The sequence below is a fragment of the Rhodobacter capsulatus genome, from assembly GCF_003254295.1.
GTDB classification, from domain to species: domain Bacteria; phylum Pseudomonadota; class Alphaproteobacteria; order Rhodobacterales; family Rhodobacteraceae; genus Rhodobacter; species Rhodobacter capsulatus.
In genome coordinates, this window is record NZ_QKZO01000009.1 from 1 (window position 1) to 15,218 (window position 15,218).

Annotated in this window: 11 protein-coding genes; 2 read left to right on the forward strand and 9 right to left on the reverse strand. The window is 64.3% G+C overall.

The genetic code is table 11. The features are described from left to right. On the forward strand, positions 1–313 hold a 313-nt coding region (locus tag LY44_RS13260), incomplete at its 5' end, for an integrase core domain-containing protein (protein ID WP_146707245.1). A gap of 788 nt (positions 314–1,101) precedes the next feature. Here the strand turns inward: LY44_RS13260 and LY44_RS18155 are convergent. Genes LY44_RS18155 through hutW form a run of 3 tightly spaced genes read right to left on the reverse strand, consistent with a single transcriptional unit; the run spans position 1,102 to position 3,653 of the window. Next, a complete protein-coding gene (locus LY44_RS18155) occupies positions 1,102–1,716 on the reverse strand; it encodes a hypothetical protein (protein WP_188323870.1) in 615 nt (204 codons plus the stop codon). A gap of 45 nt (positions 1,717–1,761) precedes the next feature. After that, complete coding sequence (hutX, locus tag LY44_RS13270; RefSeq protein ID WP_055211225.1) at positions 1,762–2,259, reverse strand: heme utilization cystosolic carrier protein HutX; 498 nt, start codon at positions 2,257–2,259, stop codon at positions 1,762–1,764. 11 nt (positions 2,260–2,270) lie between these two features. Beyond that, positions 2,271–3,653, reverse strand: a complete 1,383-nt coding sequence (hutW, locus tag LY44_RS13275) for a heme anaerobic degradation radical SAM methyltransferase ChuW/HutW (protein ID WP_055211223.1) — start codon at positions 3,651–3,653, stop codon at positions 2,271–2,273. 403 nt (positions 3,654–4,056) lie between these two features. Between hutW and LY44_RS13280 the strand changes: the two genes are divergently transcribed. Then, positions 4,057–5,415 carry an alanine/glycine:cation symporter family protein gene (locus LY44_RS13280; RefSeq protein WP_055211221.1) on the forward strand — a complete coding sequence of 453 codons (1,359 nt, stop codon included), beginning with the start codon at positions 4,057–4,059 and terminating at the stop codon, positions 5,413–5,415. 93 nt (positions 5,416–5,508) lie between these two features. Here LY44_RS13280 and LY44_RS13285 read toward each other — a convergent pair whose 3' ends face one another. The 6 genes from LY44_RS13285 to LY44_RS13310 form a co-directional block, all read right to left on the reverse strand. Further along, positions 5,509–6,489 (reverse strand): alginate O-acetyltransferase AlgX-related protein, encoded by a 981-nt coding sequence (locus LY44_RS13285; protein WP_160320064.1) that lies wholly within the window; start codon positions 6,487–6,489, stop codon positions 5,509–5,511. A gap of 318 nt (positions 6,490–6,807) precedes the next feature. Further along, positions 6,808–8,568 carry a M10 family metallopeptidase C-terminal domain-containing protein gene (locus tag LY44_RS13290; protein WP_055211217.1) on the reverse strand — a complete coding sequence of 587 codons (1,761 nt, stop codon included), beginning with the start codon at positions 8,566–8,568 and terminating at the stop codon, positions 6,808–6,810. Between the two features lie 34 nt (positions 8,569–8,602). Beyond that, entirely contained in the window at positions 8,603–9,001 is a 399-nt protein-coding gene (locus LY44_RS13295; RefSeq protein ID WP_146707246.1) for a hypothetical protein, read from the reverse strand. Between the two features lie 82 nt (positions 9,002–9,083). Continuing rightward, positions 9,084–9,833 (reverse strand): monofunctional biosynthetic peptidoglycan transglycosylase, encoded by a 750-nt coding sequence (gene mtgA / locus LY44_RS13300; protein ID WP_055211241.1) that lies wholly within the window; start codon positions 9,831–9,833, stop codon positions 9,084–9,086. Between the two features lie 97 nt (positions 9,834–9,930). Then, entirely contained in the window at positions 9,931–14,469 is a 4,539-nt protein-coding gene (gene gltB / locus LY44_RS13305) for a glutamate synthase large subunit (RefSeq protein ID WP_055211213.1), read from the reverse strand. Then, positions 14,466–15,203 (reverse strand): hypothetical protein, encoded by a 738-nt coding sequence (locus tag LY44_RS13310; RefSeq protein ID WP_055211212.1) that lies wholly within the window; start codon positions 15,201–15,203, stop codon positions 14,466–14,468. Before LY44_RS13310 ends, gltB begins: the two co-directional genes overlap by 4 nt. Positions 15,204–15,218: the final 15 nt, after the last annotated feature.

Below are 15,218 nucleotides of genomic sequence, written 5' to 3' on the forward strand. Positions count from 1 at the left end.
AACCGAGTTCACAAGCAAGGCGATTTTGAAATGGGCGAACGTCAACAAGGTGGAGTGGCACTACATCGACCCCGGCAAGCCGCAGCAAAACGGCTTTATCGAGAGCTTCAACGGCAGTCTACGCGACGAATGCCTCAACGAGGAGATCTTCGACAGCCTCGCCGATGCCCGGCGCACCTTGGCCTTGTGGCGCTACGACTACAACCACGTCAGGCCGCATTCCTCGCTGGGCAATCAGACCCCGGCAGAAGCGCGCCGAGCGCTTGAGCAATCCGAAACCGACCACTATCAAACCCAAGGACTCTCGTTATGAACGAGGGACGACCGGGGGGGCAGGTCAGTCCGCATCGTTGCCGCTTCGAAGGCAAAATTTCTGCAGCAAGCATCGAAGGACCGCTTCAGGGAATGCCGCAGCGCAGCATCCGCGCGGCTCGGGCGGTAGCTAATGGGCCGGGTAGGTCGATCATGCGCGAAGCGCCGTCATGAATAATGGGTCCGTTTCCTGCACATACCGTCGCTCCGCAGAACGAGACGCGAGTGGCCGCTTTCGCACAATGCTGCAATCCGACAGAGCCTCTTCGCCCGGCGTGGCTGGTAGAAGCACCGGACGGATCGATGTTTCGTCTTGTTGAAGCCGAAGATTTGACGGAGAAGAGTGACAAGATGCTCATCCAAGCGATAACCCTTTCGTTCAGTCAGCATTTGGGCGCCCTGAGAATAAAATTTTAAATCAATGCCTTACGTCGGATTTAGCTCTTGGTCGTAGTCTTTAGACTTTGCACGCGAGCGCGGGCAATTGACGGCGGTTGCCTGCCCCCGCAACCAAAATCTACTAGCTAGATCAACTACATGCGCCCCGCCATCCAGCGGGGCTTTTTGCTGTCGAAACCGCGGGTCAACAATAGGTCAACAAACGGACGAAAACCGCGTGCGAAAACAGCGGAATAGTAGCCCCGCAGCACGCAGACCGCGCGCAAACCGCAAACGAACGCGTTTGACAGGAAAGGCGGCCTAATCGGCCGCCTCAAGCCCCTCAGCCTCGTCCTCGATCAGCCCCAGCAGGGCCTCATGGCGGCTAAACATGCCAACTTACCGGTCTAGTTAGCTACCTTTGACTGTAAACTGGCCAACGAACTTTGCAGCTGTGAGGCCGAAATGATCCAGCTGCTTTGCAATCGTCGCCGGTTCCGTGAACCCGCCCTTATCACCTACAGCAACCGAGTATGACTTCAGCCGGGCGATCAGGAGATCAAGTTTCTCCTCTGTGATGATCCTAGTATCAGGGTGAAGTGTCGCAGCATTCTCTGGCTTGGTCATCTTATGGACCATTATCGGAACGGCTGAGCACGATTTATCATACTGCTTGTCAAACCACATAACAGAGCCGGTACCGTCGTCAGCCAGTGTGGCCGTCATGTAGATTCGACGTTCGGCCTCAGTGAAGGCTGGTATGTTGTCAATTGGAATGAAGCGCGGCGCGATCTCAACAATACCGCCTCCAAAAGCTGCTTGGCAAAATGGCAAGACGTCCCGCATAAGCGGCCAGGGCCATTTGAGTTCTTCCCCATGCCGATGAGCATGGAGGATTTCCATCACCTTCTTTTGCTTGTCTTTCCAAGCCCAGAAGGGAACGTTCATGATTGCAGTTGGGTCTTGTGACTTCACATCGAGAAGCATTGATGGTGATTGCTGCTCAAGGTCGATGCGCGCAGCCAAAGGCCTGCACCGAACAGCGAAGATGCCGCCCGGCCAAAGGCTTGCTCATGCGACCCCCTCGCACAGGCGGCTTTCCAACGCGTCGAAGGCCTCGATCTGCGCCGGGAGCATCTGGCGCGACGCATCGCGGCCCAGATAGACCTTGAACATGCAGTCGCCCGTCGTGTCGTAAAACTGCACCGAGCGGGTTTCGCTGCCGAAAAGCTTGCGCCGCACGAAGGCGACGCAGGCGCAGGCCTCGATCCGCAGATGGCCGCCGATCGGCTTGCCCTTGAAATTGTACATCCCCTGCGCCACCGTGCCGCCCTGCAGCGGTGCTTTCGCCTCGAGGATCACCGGGCCGGTGTTGACGACAAGCGTGATCTCGCCCCAGCCCGCCATCGCATCGAGCACCTCGACCATCAGCGCGCCGGGCAGGGCGGTCACCTCGCCCGCGGGCAGCGCGGCAAGCACCGCCAGCGGCGTGGCATTGGCCGCGCGGGCAATGTCTTCCAGCGCGGCATGGGGCGTGGCGGCCAGGGCTTCGGCAATCGTCCGGGTCATCTGTGTCTCCGTCAGTTTCGGGAAAGGTCGGGGTGGTGGGCCAGCCAGCCCAGCAGGCGGGTGGTCATCGGTACCTGCCAGAACCGTCCGGCGCGGCTCAGCCGGTAAAAACGGTGCTGCGGCGCCCAGAGCCCGGCCGCCTGCCACTGCGCCAGAAGCGGCGCGAAATGATCGGTCAGGCTTTGGGTGGGCCCGGGAACCAGCATGCGCAGCGCGGCCTCGGCGCGGGCAAGATCGAGCAGGCCGCGCTCCATCCCCGCCTTGATCGCCTGGGCGACGGGGGCGCTGGCCGCCTGCCGCATCATCCCGGCCACCAGCCCGGTGCCCGCCGCCGCCTGCCCGGCGTAATGGCCCAGATCGGGGGTCAGCCGGAAGCTCAGATCGCCCAGAAAGCCGCCTGCACCGGCGCCGAAGGCCAGGCAATCGGCCCCGCTCTTCACCGCCAGATTGTAGGCCGAACGTTCGCGCAGGCTGCCCTGCCAATGCGAGGTGGAAATCGGCCGCCAGCCCATTTCCTCGGCCGCGGCCTCGCCCGCGGCGAAGAAATGGCCCAGTTGGTCGGGGGCGGCCACCTGTTTCTTGCCCTTCTCGATCGCGGTCAGAAGCGGTGTGCCGGGGATCAGGTTCAGCGCGTAAAGGTCCAGCCCGTCGAGCCCCAGATCGGCGCAGATCCGCACGTCGGCGGCGACATCCTCGGGGCTCTGGCCGGGCAGGCCATAAATCAGATCGACGATCACCGCGCCCTGATCGAGCGCCACAAGCTCTTGCAAGGCTTGCAAGATCTCGGCGCGGCTGGCCTTGCGGCCGAGCGGGCGGCGGATCGCATCCGAGAAGCTTTGCACCCCCAGCGAGACCCGCGTCACCCCGGCGTCAAAGGCCGCGCGGGCCTTGTCCGTGCCAAAGGAATGGATGCGGCCTTCGAGCGTGATTTCGCAATCGGGTGCCAGCGGCAGATGGCGCCGGATGGCGCGGACCAGCCGGGCGATGTCGGGGGCAGAGAGCGCCGTGGGCGTGCCGCCGCCCAGATAGACCGCCTGCAGCGGCGGGCCCTCTTGCGCCGGGTGCCGGGCAAAACCCGTCAGCTGCGCGATCAGCGCATCGACATAGGCCGTGCCCAGATCCGCCCGCCAGGGGTTCTGATAAAAGCCGCAAAACAGGCAATGGTTTTCGCAAAACGGGATATGGACATAGGCCACCGCGCGGCGGCTGCGCGGGGTGGCCATCAGCCGGTCCCATTCGGTGGCCAGCTGCGCCGCGGGCACCGGCGCCATCGGCCCGCCCGGATGCGCGCCGCCCTTGCGCGGAAAGGCGCAAGACAGCGGATCGGCGCCGATCGTGGCGAAAAAGCTTTCGACCGCGGGCGGGGCCGCCAGACGCGCCAGCGCCGCGGTCATGCCGGGCACCGGGCAGGAGAGAGGGGAAACGCGGGCATGTCGAACCTTTCACCTTGCGGGAGTGACCTGGCGACATGCTGGGCAAAGCGACCCCGACCCGGGGCCTGCGCGATAGAAAGGAATTCCGAGTAATTTTGTCAAGAGGCAAGCTGCCGCGGCGGCCCGATGGCCCCTCGGGGCAGGCGAGAGGGCGTGGGCGGGGCCCTTCGCCGCATCAGATCCGGCCCGCGCGGGCGTCGGCGGCGGCGCAGCGTCGAAACGCCGGGTTGATCTTCGGTCCGCTGCGACCGTAGGAGAGGGCCGCGAACAACAGCACAAGATCCCGGCGATGCGACGCGCGTCGCACACCTGCCCGTGTTCCCGGTGAAGACGGCGGTGCGAGGGGCAGAGAGGAGACTGGCGTTTGGAACTGATTCATAACTTCTTCAACTGGCTGAACGGGATCGTCTGGGGCGTGCCGATGATCATGCTGATCCTCGGCACCGGCCTTTTCCTTCAGCTGCGTCTGGGCTTCATGCCGCTGCGCAAGCTGGCCTACGGCTTCCGGATGATCTGGAAAAGCCGTACGCCCGGCGCAGATTCGGAGGGGGAAATCACCCCCTACGCGGCGCTGATGACCGCGCTTTCGGCGACCATCGGCACCGGCAACATCGCCGGCGTCGCCACCGCCATCGCGGTCGGCGGCCCCGGCGCGCTGTTCTGGATGTGGGTCACCGCCTTTGTCGGCATGGCGACGAAATATGCCGAAGTGGTCGTCGCGGTGAAATATCGCGAAGTCGACGACAAGGGGGAACATGTCGGCGGCCCGATGTTCGCGATCAAGAACGGGCTGGGCAAGAACTGGGGCTGGCTGGCCACTGCCTTCGCCTTCTTTGGCGGCCTTGCGGGCTTCGGCATCGGCAACATGGTGCAGGCCAACGGCATTGCGGGCGCGATCCAGAATTCCTTCGGCATCGAGACCTGGATCACCGGGGCGGTGCTGACGATCGTCACCGGTCTGGTCGTGCTGGGCGGGATCCGGCGCATTGGTGCGGTCGCGGAACGGATCGTGCCCTTCATGGCCGTCGTCTATCTGGTCGCCGTCACCTTCGTGCTGGTGATCTTCGCCGAAAACATCCCCGCGGCCTTTGCCACCATCGTCACCGATGCCTTCACCGGCACCGCCGCGGCGGGCGGCTTCCTTGGCGCGACGATCATCATGGCGATCCAGAAGGGCGTGGCCCGCGGCATCTTTTCGAACGAGGCGGGCCTTGGTACCGCCGGGATCGCCCAGGCCTCGGGCTCGACCTCGAACCCGGTGTTCTCGGGCGTGATCGGCATGATGGGGACCTTCATCGACACGATCATCATCTGCACGCTGACCGGCCTTGCGATCATGGTCACCGGCGTCTGGACCAGCGGCGAGACCGGGGCGATGCTCTCCTCCTCGGCCTTCGAGGCGGCGATGCCGGGCTATGGCAAATATGTGCTGACGATCTGTCTGGCGCTCTTTGCCTTCACCACCATCCTTGGCTGGGCCTATTATGCCGAGAAATGCTGGGAATTCCTGCTGGGCACGATCAGCGAAATTCCGTTCCGGGTGCTGTGGACTGTCGCGGTCTTCTTCGGCGCGACGCTGAGCCTCGATTTCGCCTGGCTGGTGGCGGATACGCTCAATGCGCTGATGGCGATCCCGAACCTGATTTCGCTGCTGCTGCTGTCGCCGATCATCGTCAAGCTGACGCGCGACTATTTCGCCCCGGGCGGCGAAGGCGGGAACTGAGGACAAGGGCCGGGGCGTCCTGACGGATGCCCCGGCGCGTTGCGCGGCCTGCCCCGGGGGGCCGCAGGTCGCAGACGGCGCCGGGCGGCGCGGTCAATCGAGGCTGACGCGGAAATCATCCTTCGGCAGCCGGTTCACGAAACGCTCGGCGATTTCGGTGATCACGATATCGGGCTTCAGCGCCGCGATGAAATCCCAGTCCAGACTGGTCGACCAGACGAAATGCACGTCGCGGAAGGTTTCCGACAGCATCGCCGTCAGCAGATGCGGGCGGAATTCGCAAAAGGAATCGCCAAACAGAACAACCCTTTTGGCGATCGCCTGCGGCTGGTCGTTGTGGTTGTGCACCATGCAGCCGACGAAGCGCGGCGTGCCCTTGGCCAGGCCCTCGCTTTCGTTGTAGCGCACCATCTCGTTGTCGGCCTGCCGCTTCGCCTGCCGCAGCACCCGGCCGAAACGCGCATGTTCCAGCACCGGCGGCGACAGTTTCGCGCCCAGATCCAGCACCATCTCCTTGCCCGGGCCGGGGCGGGCCTTGCTCAGGTCGCAAGGCGTGACGCCCAGGCTTTCGCACAGCCGCAGATAGGCGACCTGACAGCCCTCGAAGGTCCAGTGGCTGTCGGTCTTGAAGAAGAACTTGTCCGAGCCCTCGGCCTCGCCGCCGCCGGGCTCGACCCGGGCCGCCCAGTCGCCGCGCGTGCCGCGCAGGTCGGGCAGGATGTCGACGCAAAGCGTGTCATCGGGAAAGGCCCGGGCGAAGCGCGCCCCCGGGTGCTGATCGAAATAGCGCAGCGGCGCGGTCAGGTGCTGCGGATAGACCGAGATCTTGTCGGGGACGACAAGGTGACGATACTGCGCCCCGATCTGCGCGCACCGGGCCGCGCGGGCGCGCAGCAGCGTCACCCAGCCCGCAAGTTCCGGGGCCCCGAAATATCCCGGGTCAGTGTAGTAGCGGCTCACGTCGTTGGAGCCGTCCCACAGGAACAACCAGCCATCGCGGCCGCGCAGGATGCCGTTTTCGACGGACAGGCTGTCGGGGCCGCTTCCGCCGGGCGGAAAGGGTTCGATACTCATATGCAGGATTCCTCTTGCGACTTTGGCTGCGGTCCGGCCGATCGGGGCGCGAAAGCCCCCGGTGCTGGCGCGCAGGGCGGCCAGCCAGCGGATCGTGACAGGGCGGCGCTTTCCGAACAGCGCCGCAAACCCCCGCGCCGACGGCACGGCCGCGCCGATGCTGCGACTGGTTTCACGATCTGGCCACATGACTTGCTCTTTCGGGGTCTCCGCCCACTGTCGTCACAATGTCATTTCCACCGCAGGCAGACAAGGCTGACGAAAAACGGCAGACGGGGGATGCCCGTCTGCCGTCAAGCTGCAAGCCGCGCTGCGCCCTCAGGCGACCACGAAGAAATCGGCGTTGGTCATCGCAAGGCCGGTGCCAAGCGTCGCCACAAGCACCCGGGCCGTGCCGCCGGTGCCGTCGGCGTCATACCAGAGCGCGCCGGTGTCGGTTTCGTAGATGATCCTGTCGAGCGCATCGGTCGCCTGACCCGAGGTGTTCTTGGTGAAGGCATTGGCGGTCAGCGTGCCGGTGGCCGCGATGCCGGTGAAGAACGACCGGTCGAGCCGGATCGTGTCATCGACGACCCGGAAATCGGTGATGATGTCGGCATTGGCCGCGGTGACCGCGACGTTGAACAGGAACGTGTCCTGACCGGCGCCGCCGATCAGCGTGTCCTGCCCGGTGCTGCCGTCGATGAAGTCGTTGCCGGCGCCGCCGTCCAGCTTGTCATTGCCGGCACCGCCGCGCAAAGTGTCATTGCCGCCGCGCGACATCAGCGTGTTGTTCGCGTTGTTGCCCATGATCAGGTCATTGCCGTTGCCGGTGGCGCCGATCTCGATCACCGTGCCGCGGGCGATGCCGAGATTGCCCACCAGACCGGCCAGGTTCGAGAAGCTGCCGGGCGCCAGATTGAGGGTCTGGTTGACGTTCGAGAAGCTGAAATCGATGGTGTCGCGGCCACCGGCATCATAGATCGTCATCGTCACCGGATCGCCGCCATAGGTCGCGGAAGTGCCCGCCACGAGACTGTCGAACAGCGTTTCCAGATAGCCGCCGACGTTCGAATTCCGGCCATAGACCGTGCTGCCCGTGGTGGTGGTCGAGGCGCCATACATCGACTGGATCGCGATGATGTCGGACATCATCGCCGACATGACCCAGGCAAAGGACACGCCCGTCGTCGTGTTGTCGTTCTGGTCGAAATAGGACATGATCGACAGGTGCCAGCTGTCATTGACGAAAGTCGCATCGTCGGGATAGGTCGCCGACCCGTTGTAGGCGCCCTGATGGCCCAGACCCAGCGCGTGCCCGATCTCGTGGATGTAGGTCTGCAGGCTGTAACCGTCCATCGTGGTGCCGTAATTGGCGATCCAGGCGGTGTCGATGTTCACGAAGGAACTGTTGATCCGCGTGCCGGTGGTGTTCGAGGTCGAATAGGCGCCATCATCGGAATCGTCGAATTCGATGTCGGCGGTGCCGGTCGTCTCGACGAAGACGAGATTGGCCGTGGCGGACCAGGCCTGCAGCGCCCAGCGCGCCAGCTGTTGGCCGTCCGCCGTCAGGTTGTGCAGATCGACGGTGATGACATTGTCCGACGTGGTGTCGAAGCGGCGCGCCTGCTCGCCATTGCTCTCCCAGAAGCCGTTCACCAGATAATCGGCCAGAGTGTCAAGCGACGCCGGGACCACCTGGGCCGCCGTCAGCGCATAGCTGCCAATATAGGAGCTATATCCCGCCGCCTCGAGGAAATACGTCCCCGACGCGGTCGCGGTGAAGGTGATCTGCGAATTGGGGCTGTTGGAATAATCGTCATTGTAGGCAATCTCGTTGCCCGCAGCATCATAAAGTCGCAGAGAGGGGTCGGTCAGCGTGACGCCGTTCAGGGTGAACTGATAGGTTTGCCCCGCCACGAGGTTGATCCGCACGCCGTCCCGGTCGCCCGAGGTCGAGATCGTCCCGTTGAACGTGTCGCCCAAGCCCATCGTGTAGCCCGTGCTGGTGCCGGCACCGGCATCTGCGCCCTCGTTCACCGCCGCATGAACGGGGTCTGCTGCCGCAGCGCGCAAAAATTCGCTGATCTGTCGTGTCATCGGTGTATTCCCTTCCCCAATTCTTCAGGCAGGCCTATCGGGCAATCGGGCTTGCGTCCCAAAGGCTTTGAAAGAACCCGCTGATCATGCGTGCGTTCAAATCGCGATCCATCACGCTGAGCGCTCTGGTCTCGCCCGTTTTCCAGTCCTCGCCGGGGTGCCGCCATTCCAGATGCGCGGCAATCCCGTTTTTCTTCAGCCGCTCGACATGCAGCCGAACAGCGGTTGTCATGTCCAGAGGCGTTTCGGCCCCGACCAACTCGACCTTGCGGTCCGGCAGGCTGGTCGCGATCACCTCCTGCAGCAACCCGCACAGATCCGCCACCTCGGCGGTCTGCGGCAGGCAGCTCAGGGCAAGGCCCGGGTCAGCATTGACCTGGACGGGGGCAAGACCTGCGCCCATCATCACCAGAACCCTCCCGAATGCGATCAATTGCGCCACCACCCAATTGCGTCACCACCAGCATGGCATCAGCCTAGCTGCCGCAGGGGCACCTGTCTATCCTGTTGACGGGTCAGCGGCTGAAGCATTCCGCGCGGCCATCGGCCTTGATCGTGGCGGCGCCATCGGCGATCTGATTGGCCCGTTTCGAGACATAACGCGAGGGCCGGGCGGCGTTGCGATCTTTCGGATCGGGCAGCACCGCGGCCAGCAGCGCCGCCTGTCGCGGGGTCAGTTTCGCCGGGGTGGTGCGGAAATAATGGAAGGCGGCGGCATTGACGCCGAACACGCCCTCGCCGAATTCCGCAACGTTCAGATAGACTTCCAGAATGCGCCGCTTGGTCCAGACCGCCTCGACCGCGGGCGTCAGAAGCGCTTCGAGCGCCTTGCGCAGCCAGCTGCGGCCCTGCCACAGGAAGACGTTCTTCGTCACCTGTTGCGACAGCGTGGAGGCGCCGCGATTGGCGCCCTTGTCGATCGCCTGCCGGATCGCCCCCATGTCAAAGCCCCAATGGGTGCAGAAATTCGCATCCTCGGCCGCCACGACCGAGCGGGCCATCACCGGGGCGATATCCTCGAAATCGGTCCATTCCTGATCGAGCTTGCCCAGCCGCTGCTTCTCGCTCCACATCGTGAAGGTCGTCGGCGGGTCCAGCACGTCATAAAGCACGATCAGCGCCAGATAGGCGGCCAGAATGCCGAGGCTGATCCGCGCCGTCCAGGCCCCGGCAAAGCGCAAGGGCGCGCGCAGCATGGCCCCGACCGAGCGGGCACGCCCCGGGGGAATCGTCGCTTTGATCGGTTGTTTCCTGCGTGCCGCCATTGCGCCATCTGTCATGCCCCGGGGGAGCCGGTCAAGCCGCGCCCGAATGCGAAAGGGCGGGGTCGCCGGACCCCGCCCCCCTGTCATGTGCGCCCGATCACTCGGCCGGAACCGCCCTGGGTTCATCGCTCAGCGGATGCGGCAGATGCACCAGCATCTCTTTCGGGCAGACCTGCAGGAAGTTCTTCCGCTCGGCCTCCCAGTTCGCAAGGATCGCCTTGGCCTTGGCCGAGCCGGTCTCGACGGCGTGCCGTTCGATCAGGCCCTTCAGCTGCGCTTCCCAATGCGGATGACCCAGACCGCAGGTCACCAGGCTCTCAAGGTTCATGTAATCCTCGGCCAGGTTCTCCGGGTCATACAGATAGGCCATGCCGCCGGTCATGCCCGCGCCGAAGTTGGCGCCGATCCGGCCAAGGATCACCGCAACGCCGCCGGTCATGTATTCGCAGCCGTTCGAGCCGCAGCCCTCGACCACCACCTTGGCGCCCGAGTTGCGCACGGCAAAGCGTTCGCCCGCCCGGCCCGCCGCGAAGAGATAGCCATCGGTCGCGCCGTAAAGCACGGTATTGCCGATGATCGTGTTTTCGGCGGCGACCAGCGGCGAGGACATCGGCGGGCGCACGACGATGATGCCGCCCGAGAGCCCCTTGCCGACATAGTCGTTGGCATCGCCCGAAACCTCCAGCTTCAGCCCCTGCGCCGCGAAAGCGCCCAGCGACTGGCCGCAAGAGCCGGTCAGCTTCACCGTCAGATGATCGGGTTGCAGCGCGTTGCGCATCCCGAAATTCTTGACGATGTGGCTCGAGGCCCGCGTCCCGATCGTGCGCAGGGTGTTGCGCACGGCATAGGAGAGCTGCATCTTCTCGCCGTCCTCGAAGAAGCGGTGACCATCCTTGATGATCTCGGCATCGAGCGTGTCGGGCACGAAGTTGCGCGGTTTCGACCGGTCATAGACGATCTTGTCCCAGCCATCGACGGTGATCAGAAGCGGGTTCAGGTCAAGGTCGTCCAGGTGGGCCGAACCGCGGTTCACCTGCGTCAGAAGATCCGCCCGGCCGATGATTTCATCCATCGAGCGCGCGCCGATCGAGGCCAGCAGTTCCCGCACTTCCTGCGCATAGAAGGTGATCAGGTTCACCACCTTGTCCGCCGTGCCGGTGAATTTGGCGCGCAGTTTCGGGTCTTGCGTGCAGACGCCCACCGGGCAGGTGTTCGACTGGCACTGACGCACCATGATGCAGCCCATCGCGATCAGCGCGGCGGTGCCGATGCCGTATTCCTCGGCCCCCATCATCGCCGCCATCACGATGTCGCGCCCGGTGCGCAGACCGCCATCGGTGCGCAGCGTCACCCGCTCGCGCAGGTTGTTCATGGCGAGCACCTGATGCGCCTCGGTCAGGCCCATCTCCCAGGGCAGACCGGCGTATTTGATCGAGGTCGCGGGGCTCGCCCCGGTGCCGCCGTTGTGGCCCGAGATCAGGATGATGTCGGCTTTCGCCTTGGCGACACCGGCCGCGATCGTGCCGACGCCGGAAGACGCCACCAGCTTCACCGTCACCTTGGCGCGCGGGTTGATCTGCTTGAGGTCATAGATCAGCTGCGCCAGATCTTCGATCGAGTAGATGTCATGGTGCGGCGGCGGCGAGATCAGCGTCACGCCCTTGGTCGAGTGCCGCAGCCGCGCGATCAGTTCGGTCACCTTCATGCCCGGAAGCTGGCCGCCCTCGCCGGGTTTGGCGCCCTGGGCCACCTTGATTTCCAGCTCTTCGCAGGCGTTCAGATATTCGGCGGTGACGCCAAAGCGCCCCGAAGCCACCTGCTTGATCTTCGCCGACGGGTTGTCGCCGTTCGGTTCGGGCACGAAATGCGCCGGATCCTCGCCGCCCTCACCCGAGTCGGACTTGGCGCCGATGCGGTTCATCGCGACGTTCAAGAGCTTGTGCGCCTCGGGCGAGAGCGCGCCCAGCGACATCCCCGGCGTCACGAAGCGCTTGCGGATCGCGGTGATGCTTTCCACCTCCTCGATCGGCACCGGACGGCCCAAGGGCTTGATGTCGAGCAGATCGCGAATGTGGATCGGCGGATTGGCCCGCATCATCGCGGAATATTGCTTCCACAGATCGAAGCTCGACCGGTCACAGGCCGCTTGCAGCATGTGCATGGTCTGCGCTTCCCAGGCGTGTTTCTCGCCGGTTTTCCGCGCCTTGTAGAAGCCGCCGATCGGCAGCACGTCCTGACCGCCCAGCCAGCCCTTGCCATGCACCTGTTCCAGCTTGCGCTGGATGCCGTGCAGGCCGATCCCCGAGATCCGGCTTTGCATGCCGGGGAAATATTCGGCGACCATGGCGCGGCTCAGCCCCACGGCTTCGAAGTTCAGACCGCCGCGATAAGACGAGATGATCGAGATCCCCATCTTCGACATGATCTTCAAAAGCCCGGCGTCGATCGCATCGCGATAGCGGCGCAGCGCGTCTTCCAGCGTGCCGTCCAGCAACCCGCGGTCGATCCGGTCGGCAATGCTGTCCTGCGCCAGATAGGGGTTCACCGTCGTCGCGCCCGAGCCGATCAGCACGGCGAAGTAATGGCTGTCGATGCATTCGGCCGCGCGCACGTTGATCGAGGTGAAGGTCCGCAGCCCCTTGCGGGTCAGCCAGGAATGCACCGCCGAGGTGGCCAGGATCATCGGCATCGCCACCTTGGACGGGCTTTGATGTTCATCCGTCAGCACAAGATGCGACGCGCCCGAGCGCACGGCATCCTCGGCCTCGGCACGGATGCGCTCCAGCCCCTCGCGCAGGGCTTCCTGATCGGCGCCCGCCGGGAAGGTGCAGTCGATCTGCGCCACTTTCGCGCCGAAGGTCTTCATCATCGCCGCAAATTCGGTGTTGGCGACGAAGGGGCTTTCGAGGATCCAGATGTCGGTCTGCGAGCCGTCCTCATCGAGCACGTTCTTCAGGTTGCCAAAGCGCGTCTTCAGCGACATCACCCGGCTTTCGCGCAAGCTGTCGATCGGCGGGTTCGTCACCTGGCTGAAGTTCTGCCGGAAGAAATGGCTCAGCGGCCGGTATTGCTTCGAGAGCACCGCGGGCGGGGTGTCGTCGCCCATCGAGGCCACGGCTTCCTTGCCGTCCTCGGCCATCGGCGCGAGGATGTTTTCCAGCTCCTCGACCGAATAGCCCGCCGCGATCTGGCGCTTGCGCAGCTCGGCGCCGGTGTAGACCGCCTGTTCCGGCACGTCGCGCAGGATCGCGTTCAGATCGATGACCTTCTCGACCCAATCGCCAAAGGGCTGGCTGTTCGCCAAGCGGTTCTTGATGTCCTTGTCGTGGTAGAGCTTGCCCTCGCGCATGTCGACGGCGATCATCTGCCCCGGCCCGAGCGCGCCTTTTTCGCGCACGTTCATTTCGTCCACCGGCACCATTCCGGCTTCCGACCCGGCAATCAACATGCCGTCGCCGGTCACCACATAGCGCATCGGACGCAGGCCGTTGCGGTCCAGCCCGCCGCAGACCCAGCGGCCATCGGTCATCGCAAGCGCCGCCGGACCGTCCCAGGGCTCCATCACCGAGTTGCAATAGGCATACATGTGCTGCCAGGCCTTCGGCATGTCGGTCGTGGCTTTCGACCAGGCTTCCGGCACCAGCATGGTTTTCGTCATCGGCGCCGAGCGGCCCGAGCGCACCATCACCTCGAAGACCGCATCCAGCGCCCCCGAATCCGACACGCCCGCCGGGATGATCGGCTTGATGTCCTCGGCCGCATCGCCGAACGCCGTCGAGGCCATGCGGATCTCGTGGCTTTTCATCCAGTTGATGTTGCCCTTGATCGTGTTGATCTCGCCGTTATGGGCGAGCATGCGGAAGGGCTGCGCCAGCCACCATTGCGGGAAGGTGTTGGTGGAATAGCGCTGGTGATAGATCGCGAAGGCCGATTCAAAGCGGTCGTCCTTCAGGTCCGGGTAGAATTCGGCCACCTGTTCGGCCAGCATCATGCCCTTGTAGATGATCGAGCGGCAGGACAGCGAGCAGATGTAAAGCCCGGCGATCTGCGCGGCGATCGCGGCTTTCTCGATCCGGCGGCGGATCACGTAAAGCTCGCGCTCAAAAGTCTCGTCGTCGATGTCCTTTTCGCAGCGGATCAGGATCTGTTCGATCTCGGGGCGGGTCGCATTGGCTTTCTCGCCCAGAACGCCGGTGTTCACCGGGACATGGCGCCAGCCGTAGATGTAGTGCCCCATCCGCAGCACTTCGGACTCGACGATCGTGCGGCAGCGTTCCTGCGCGCCGAAATCGGTCCGCGGCAGGAAGATCTGCCCGACGGCGATGCGTTTTTCCATGTCGGGCTCATGCCCGGTGCGGCGGATCTGGTCGTAAAAGAACGGCACCGGGATCTGCACATGGATGCCCGCGCCGTCGCCGGTCTTGCCATCGGCATCGACCGCGCCGCGGTGCCAGATCGCCTTCAGCGCGTCGATGCCCGAGGCCACGACCTTGCGGCTGGCCTTGCCATCCAGCGCCACCACAAGCCCGACGCCGCAGGACGAATGTTCATCCTCGGCCTTGTAAAGGGCGTTTTCGTCCATCCACTTGCGCTTGGCTTCCTCGGCGGCAACCCAGGCTTCGTCGTAGTTCGTCATCTCAAGGCCTCCTTCGAGGGATGGTCAAGCGACAGATCGGTCATCATCATGTCGCAGTCATATTGCGGTGTGGCGGCGGCAAAATCGGCGTCGCCGGGAAAGGCGAAGGTCACCGGCCCTTCGGTGGTGGTGACCCTGTCGCCGAAGCCGTTTTCGTAAGTCTCGGTCTGGGCAAAGAAGACGCGCATCTGTCGGCTGATCACCTGCATCCCCTTGCGGGTGGCGACCACGTTGCCGGCCTCGTCCTCGATCTCCATCTCGAAGGCGCAGCGTTCAAGGGGAACGCCGTCGATGCTGGTGCTTTCGCCGGTCAGCTGGTCGAAGCCCTTGAAGCGTTGCACCAGCCCGGTGCTGGTCCGGGTGATGAAGTCGTAATCGTCGCGGCCCGTCGCCAGAAGCGTGCTGAACGAGGCATTGTCCGCGGATGCTGCCGCATCCAGCTTTTCCACCGTGCCGTCCTTCAGGTTGACCGATTCCAGCCAGCGGGTTTCCGCATCGGTATGGCTGACGAAGAACGCGCCCGCGCCATCGGCGACGGAGACCCATTGATCGCCCGGGGCATCGCCCGCGCAGGTGTAGTAATTCGCCACCTGACAGGCATGCATCTGCACCGTGGTCGTCAGGGTGCAGCCCGGCGGCGGGGTGAATTTGGGCTCTGCCGCCGCGGGAAGGGCGGCGAAAAGCCCCCCGATCGCGGCCAGAATGCCCCCAAGACCTGCCCGATGCCGAAGCATGGCTTTGTCCTTTCG